The organism is Pseudomonas sp. PA1(2017) (assembly GCF_001945375.1).
Taxonomy (GTDB): domain Bacteria; phylum Pseudomonadota; class Gammaproteobacteria; order Pseudomonadales; family Pseudomonadaceae; genus Aquipseudomonas.
Window position 1 is genome coordinate 196,953 of record NZ_MSXU01000009.1, and the last position, 7,149, is coordinate 204,101.

At 65.8% G+C, this 7,149-nt stretch carries 6 protein-coding genes; 3 read left to right on the top strand and 3 right to left on the bottom strand.

The genetic code is table 11. The features are described 5' to 3' along the window. Positions 1 to 22: 22 nt before the first annotated feature. From BVH01_RS08020 to BVH01_RS08030, 3 genes are read right to left on the bottom strand one after another with little or no spacing between them, the layout of a single operon-like run. Positions 23 to 886 (bottom strand): carboxylate/amino acid/amine transporter, encoded by an 864-nt coding sequence (locus BVH01_RS08020; protein ID WP_075929842.1) that lies wholly within the window; start codon positions 884 to 886, stop codon positions 23 to 25. A 54-nt stretch (positions 887 to 940) separates the two neighbouring features. Then, on the bottom strand, positions 941 to 1,300 hold the full coding sequence (locus BVH01_RS08025; protein ID WP_075929843.1) for a DOPA 4,5-dioxygenase family protein: 360 nt from the start codon (positions 1,298 to 1,300) through the stop codon (positions 941 to 943). Beyond that, positions 1,297 to 2,250 carry a LysR substrate-binding domain-containing protein gene (locus BVH01_RS08030; protein ID WP_075929844.1) on the bottom strand — a complete coding sequence of 318 codons (954 nt, stop codon included), beginning with the start codon at positions 2,248 to 2,250 and terminating at the stop codon, positions 1,297 to 1,299. The genes BVH01_RS08025 and BVH01_RS08030 overlap by 4 nt, the downstream gene beginning before the upstream one ends. Before the next feature lie 110 nt (positions 2,251 to 2,360). Here BVH01_RS08030 and betC point away from each other — a divergent pair, with 110 nt between their 5' ends. The 3 genes from betC (at position 2,361) to BVH01_RS08045 (ending at position 6,711) form a co-directional block, all read left to right on the top strand. Beyond that, positions 2,361 to 3,869 (top strand): choline-sulfatase, encoded by a 1,509-nt coding sequence (gene betC, locus BVH01_RS08035; protein ID WP_075929845.1) that lies wholly within the window; start codon positions 2,361 to 2,363, stop codon positions 3,867 to 3,869. 91 nt (positions 3,870 to 3,960) lie between these two features. Then, positions 3,961 to 4,890: a choline ABC transporter substrate-binding protein gene (gene choX / locus BVH01_RS08040; protein WP_075929846.1), complete on the top strand. Its 930-nt coding sequence runs from the start codon at positions 3,961 to 3,963 to the stop codon at positions 4,888 to 4,890. Between the two features lie 255 nt (positions 4,891 to 5,145). Beyond that, positions 5,146 to 6,711 (top strand): SulP family inorganic anion transporter, encoded by a 1,566-nt coding sequence (locus BVH01_RS08045; protein ID WP_075929847.1) that lies wholly within the window; start codon positions 5,146 to 5,148, stop codon positions 6,709 to 6,711. The last annotated feature ends 438 nt before the right edge of the window (positions 6,712 to 7,149 follow it).

Here is a 7,149-nt window from a genome sequence, read left to right on the forward strand (position 1 = left end):
TTCCTATTGTCCGATAAATGGATCAGGCCGTTGCCAGGCGCCGCCTGCCGAGACGATTGAGCCACAGCGATGCGAGGATGATCGCCCCGCCCATAGCAAGGCGCGGCAGGTCGGCTTCGCGGTTCCAGATCAGCAGGTTCACCACCAGGCCGGCCGGCACGTGCAACTCGTTCATCACCGCCAGGGTGCCCGCATCGACCTTGACGCTGCCCTTGACCCACCAGAACAGCCCCAGCGCCGTGGCGAAAAGGCCCATCCACAGCAGGATGCCCCACTGCAGCGCGGTGCTCGGCAGTTTGTCCGGGTTGCCGAACAGCAGGAACGAAGGCACCACCAGTACCAGCGCACCGAGAAAGAAATGCCCGAAGAAGCGGTGCAATGGCTGCTCGGTCGGGTAGCGCATGAGCAACTGGCGGCATAGCACCTGGCCCGCGGCGAAGGTCAGGTTGGCCAATTGCAGCAACAGGAAGCCGATCAGGTACTCGCCTTCCAGGCGCTCGAAGCGGATCACCACGCCGCCGCCGACCGCCACCAGCGCGGCGACCAGAGCCCAGGGGCTGAAGCGCCGCGCCAGGGCGTCGTCGAGCAGGGTCACGTAGATTGGCGTGAGCACGGTGAACAGCAGTACCTCGGGTACCGTCAGCACCTGGAAACTGCGGTACAGGCACAGGTAGGTGACGCCGAACTGCAGTGCGCCGGCCAGCCAGAAGCCGGCCAACAAACGCCGCGGCAGGCCACGCCAGAGCGTGAACGGAAGGAACACCAGCGCTGCCACCGCCACCCGCGCCAGCACGGCGAAGTCGCTGTCCACCCGACCGGCCAGGTATTCGCCGATCAGGCTGAAGGAAAACGCCCAGAGGACGGTGACGGCGAGCAGGTAAGGCATGGCGCGGGCTCTCGGAAAATCAGCCGCGGATCATACCTTGCCCGGGCCTGGGCGTCAGAGCTCGAAGGTCACCGGCCCGCCCGACAACACGGAAAGATCCAGGGGCTGTGCAGCGCCCAGCCAGAAGGCGTAGTCGCGGTGGTCGATCAGGTCATCGCCGGTAATCGGGTGAACCAGCACCACCAGTTCGCCACGGTGGAGCATCAGCCAGGGAATCACTTCGCCGAACAGCTCGGCGCGCATCGCCAGCTGGCAACTCAACTGCGGGTGCGGGCCGACCCGTTTTTCGTGCATGCGCCCCATCTTCAGCGCGAAGCGGGCGGCGGCCGCTTCGCACAGCGCCCGGGCCTGGCTGATGCTGCTGGCGTCGAAATACACGTGGGCGTGGTAGCCGCGGATTCTGGTTTCGCTCATAGGGCAAGTCCTTTGGGGTCGATACCACCCGGCCGATCCGGCAGGGGTTCGCGCTGCAGTTCATCCTGCAGCCAGGCGACGAAATGCTCCACCAGGCGAATGCGCCGTTTGCGCTCGGGCAGCACCACGTAATAGCCGAAGCGCGAGGTGGCCGAGCGCGAATCGACCCGCACCAGCAGGCCCTGGCCGATCAATTCGTCGACCAGATGCCGCCAGCCGATGGCCACGCCGCGCCCGGCGATGGCCGCCTGGATCAGCAGCGTGTAGTTGTCGAAACGCAGGCTGCCGGGGCTGGGCATCTCGGCGATGCCCAGGGCGCGGAACAGGCCGCTCCAGTCGAACCAGCGCGAGCGGCTTTCCGGGCGCAGGTGCAGCAAGGGCAGGCGCGCCAGCAGCTCACCCGCAGAGGCCTCGACATCCTTGAGCAGCAGCGGGCTGCAGACGGCGAACACTTCCTCGCTGAACAGCAGGTGCTGCTCGCCGTGCTTGAAGCGCCCGTCACCAAAGGAGATGGCCACGTCGATCTCCGCCGGCAGGCTGGCCAGGTCGCGCTCGCTGGTGACCAGGCTGACGTCCACGTCCGGGTACCTCTGGTGAAAACGCTGCAGGCGCGGCATCAGCCAGTAGGCAGCAAAGGCGAAATCGGTCGCCACCTGCAGCACCTCGTGCTGCTGGCGGCCGGCAACCGTCGTCAGCCCGGCGTCCATGGCCGCCAGGCCCTCCTGCACCGGCGGCAGCAGCGCCTCGCCGGCATCCGTCAGCACGATTCCGCGGTAGACGCGGTCGAACAGGCGGGTCGCCAATTGCGCCTCCAGCCGTTTGATCTGCTGGCTGATTGCCGGTTGGGTGCTGCCGAGCTCGGCCGCTGCGGCGGTGAAACTCAGGTGCCGCGCGGCCGACTCGAACACCCGCAGCGTGTCGAGCGATATGCCCTCGAGCGCTTCAAACATAAGCGCTGCTTATCCGAGCCATGTGCTGCATCCGGGTTTACCCCCGTTCATCGAGCCTTGATCATCGACTGATCAATTTCGCATAAAACAACGATATGGAATACGCCGCCATGAAACGCCCCAACATTCTCTTCATCATGGCCGACCAGATGGCCGCGCCGCTGCTACCCCTGCACGACGCCAACTCACCGATCAAGGTGCCGAACCTGCAGCGCCTGGCCGCCGAGGGCGTGCTGTTCGACTCTGCCTACTGCAACAGCCCGCTGTGCGCGCCGTCGCGCTTCACCCTGGTCAGCGGCCAGCTGCCCAGCCAGATCGGCGCCTATGACAACGCCGCCGACTTCCCCGCCGACGTGCCGACCTACGCCCACTACCTGCGCCGCCTCGGCTACCGCACGGCGCTGTCCGGCAAGATGCACTTCTGCGGCCCGGACCAGCTGCACGGCTACGAGGAACGCCTGACCAGCGATATCTACCCCGCCGACTACGGCTGGGCAGTGAATTGGGACGAACCCGAGGTACGCGCCAGCTGGTACCACAACATGTCCTCGGTGCTGCAGGCCGGCCCCTGTGTGCGCACCAATCAGCTCGACTTCGATGAAGAGGTGGTGTTCAAGGCCCAGCAGTACCTCTACGACCACGTGCGGGTGACGCCCGACCAGCCGTTCTGCCTGACCGTGTCGATGACCCACCCCCACGACCCGTACACCATCCCCGAGGAATACTGGAATCGCTACAGCGATGACGACATCCCCCTGCCCCGTCAGGTGATCGACCAGGCCGAACAGGATCCCCATTCCCAGCGCCTGCTCAAGGTGATCGACCTGTGGGACAAGCCGCTGCCCGAGCATAAGATCCGCGACGCACGGCGCGCCTACTTCGGCGCCTGCAGCTATATCGACGACAACATCGGCAAGCTGCTCAAGACGTTGAAGGACTGCAAGCTGGCCGACGACACCATCATCGTGTTCTCCGGCGACCACGGCGACATGCTTGGCGAGCGCGGCCTCTGGTACAAGATGCACTGGTTCGAGATGGCCGCCCGGGTGCCGCTGCTGGTGCATGCGCCAGCGCGCTTCGCGGCGCATCGGGTGAGGCAGTCGGTGTCCACCGTCGACCTTCTGCCGACGCTGGTGGAACTGGCCGGCGGCGAGGTAGATGCCGGCCTGGCCCTGGACGGTCGCTCGTTGCTGCCGCACTTGCAGGGCAATGGTGGCCACGATGAAGTGCTCGGCGAATACATGGCCGAAGGTACCACCAGCCCGCTGATGATGATTCGCCGCGGCGAATGGAAATTCGTCTACAGCGAGGAAGACCCGCTGCTGCTGTTCAACGTCGCCAACGACCCCCAGGAGCGCGAGAACCTCGCCGCCTCGCCGGATCACCGCGAGCAGGTCACCGCCTTTCTCGCCGAGGCGCGCAGCCGCTGGGACATGGCCGCCATCCACGGCGCCACCCTGGCCAGCCAGCGCCGTCGCCGCCTGGTCGCCGAGGCACTGACCAAGGGCCGCCTGAAGAGCTGGGACCACCAGCCGATGGTCGATGCCAGCGAGCAATACATGCGCAATCACATCGACCTCGACGACCTGGAGCGCCGCGCCCGCTTTCCCCAACCGTGACGTCGCGCGCCGGGGCCAAAAAGCGGGAACCTGGCGCGCTCGCTTGCGTCGCATAGCCTGCCCAACCGAAAACCAACATAAGGACAGAGGCATGAAAACGTTCAAGAAAGCCGTTGCAGGCAGCCTGCTCCTGGCCGTCACCTTGGCCAGCCAGGCCCACGCCGAAGACGCCAGTTGCGCCACGGTGACGCTCGGCGATCCGGGCTGGAGCGACATCGCCGTGACCAATGGCATCGCCAGCCTGGTGCTCGACGGCCTGGGCTATGACGTGAAGACCCAGACCCTGGGCGTACCGATCATCTTCGCCGGCCTGCAAAAGGGCCAGGTGGACGTGTTCCTCGGCAACTGGATGCCAGCGCAGCAGGCCAACTACGACAAGTTCGTCGCCAATGGGGCTGTGGATAAAGTCGCCGAGAACCTCAGCGGCACCGAGTACACCCTGGCGGTGCCGACCTACGCCTATGACGCCGGCGTGAAGACCTTCGCCGACCTGGAAAAGCACGCCGACAAGTTCGACCGCAAGATCTACGGCATCGCCTCCGGCGCGCCGGCCAACGAGTCGATCAAGGAGATCATCGCCGCCAACGAATTCGGCCTGAAGGACTGGAAGCTGGTCGAGTCCAGCGAGCAGGCCATGCTGGTGCAGGTCGGCCGCGCAGTGAAGCGCAACGACTACGTGGCATTCCTCGGCTGGACGCCGCACCCGATGAACGTGCAATACGACATGAAGTACCTCAAGGGCGGCGAGAAGTATTTTGGCGACAGCGGCAGCGTCAACACCCTGGCCCGCAAGGGCTACGCGACGCAGTGCCCGAACGTAGGCAAGCTGCTCGGCAACCTGAAGTTCACCCAGGACATGGAGAACGCCATCATGGACCAGGTGCTGAGCAAGCAGGCCAGCAACGACCAGGCCGTGAAGGCCTGGCTCAAGGCCAACCCCGAGGTGTTGAACGGCTGGCTCGACGGCGTGACCACCCGCGAGGGCGGCGATGCGCTGGCGGCGGTGAAGGCTAAGTTGTAGGGCCGTTAGGTGGCGGAAACGGTCATTATGCGATCCACTGTAGGAGCCGCGACCTTGCGGCGATTCGCTCAGGCACCGCCGATAGGCAGTCAGGCAGCAATCGTTTCGCCCCGAGGTCGGGGCTCCCACAGGCTGGTTTGAGTATCTGCTTCTGGCTTTCCAAGCCCTATACGATGTACTCGAACACGCTAGGAAAACCAAGACGAGCACCTCTGCTACCCTGCCCCACCTCCGAACCACTTAACGAAAAACCGCATGCGCCTACCCAGCCGTTACAGCCTGTTGCCCTTCCTGCTCTGGTGGCCGACCGTCACCCGACGCAGCCTGGGCACGGACCTGTTGGTCGGGCTGAGCGGCGCCATCCTCGCCCTGCCGCAGTCGATCGCCTACGCGCTGATCGCCGGGCTGCCCGCCGAGTACGGCCTCTACGCGGCCATCGTGCCGGTGATCATCGCCTGCCTGTGGGGCTCGTCGTGGCACCTGATCGGGGGGCCGACGGCAGCCATTTCCATCGTCCTGTTCACCAGCGTCAGCCCCATGGCCCGGCCGGGCAGCGACGAATTCGTCGCCCTGGTGCTGGTGCTGACCTTTCTTGCCGGGCTGTTTCAGTGGCTGCTCGGATTGCTGCGCTTCGGCAACCTGGTCAACTTCGTCTCGCCGTCGGTGATCCTCGGCTTCACCCTGGGCGCGGCGCTGGTGATCGCCCTTGGCCAACTACCCAACCTGCTGGGCCTCGACGTGGACAGCCAGCGCACTGCCGTGGCGACCTTGCTCGACCTCGGCCAGCATCTGGGCCAAGCCGACTGGCACGCCATGCTGGTCGCCGCTTTCACCCTGGCGGTCAGCCTGCTCTGCCGGCGCCTTTGGCCGCGCCTGCCGGCATTACTGATCGGCGTCGTGGCTGGCAGTCTGCTGGTTGCCGCCCTACCCGGCTTCTTCGCCGGCATCCGCCTGGTCGATGCCTTCGAGGGCTCACTGCCGCCGTTCACCCTGCTGCATGTCGAGGTCAACAGCCTGCTCGGGTTGCTGCCCGCCGCCATCGCCTGCGGCATGCTCGGGCTGGTCACCAGCCTGTCCATTGCCCGTTCCCTGGCCGCCCGCTCCCAGCAACTGCTGGATGCCAACCAGGAAGTGCGCGCCCAGGGCCTGTCCAACATGATCGGCCCATGGTTCTCCGGCTCGCTGTCAGCCGGCTCCTTCACCCGCTCGGCGCTGAACCTGCAGGCAGGCGCCACCTCGCCGATGGCCGGAGTGTTCTCGGCGCTGCTGGTGGCCGCCTTCGCGTTGTTCTGCGCGCCACTGATCGCCCATATCGCCCTGCCCAGCATGGGCGCGGCGATCCTGCTGATCTGTTGGGGCCTGGTGGACGTCGAGGGCGTGCGCGCGTTATTGCGGGTCAGCCGCGCCGAGTTCGTGGTGATGCTGCTGACCCTGCTCGCCACCCTGGTGCTGGAGCTGCAGACCGCCATCTACGCCGGCGTGCTGGCTTCGCTGTTCTTCTACCTCAAGCGCACCTCGCAGCCGCGCTTCAAATACACCCGCGACGGCGACGACGAACTGCTGCGCCTGGAAGGCTCGATTTTCTTCGGCGCCTGCCACTACGTGCAGCAGGTGCTGCAACTCAGCCGCGGCGAGCGGGTGGTGGTCGACGCCCGGCATATAAACTTCATCGACTATGCCGGCGTGGAGATGCTTCATCTGGAAGCGCGCCGCCTGATGGCGCAGCACCGCCAGCTGGTGCTGCGCCACGCCCGCCCCCACGTGATCGAGGAAATCCAGAAACTCGAAGGCGCGACCTGCCCGGTGCAGTTCGAGGAGTGAGCCGGCAGCCGCCCGTAGCCTGGCGTTGAGCGTAGCGATACCCAGGAAGCAATATCCACCGCACGCCAGACTCGCCTAGTGCCAACGACACTGTAGGAGCTGCGACCTCGCAGCGAATGGTGGCCATAACGCCGCTCTGCAGGATGGCCAGGATTGCTTCGCCCCGGGGTCGGGGCTCCTACAGCCCTAGCCCGAGACCGGTCAAGGCAACCACCAGACGCTGCTCCGGCACCTCACCGGGCACCGCCAACCCTGTAGGAGCTGCGACCTCGCAGCGAATGGTGGCCATAACGCCGCTCTGCAGGATGGTCAGGATTGTTTCGCCCCGGGTCGGGGCTCCTACAGCCCTAGCCCGAGACAGGTCAAGGCACCCACCAGACGCTGCTCCGGCACCTCACCGGGCACCGCCAACCCTGTAGGAGCTGCGACCTCGCAGCG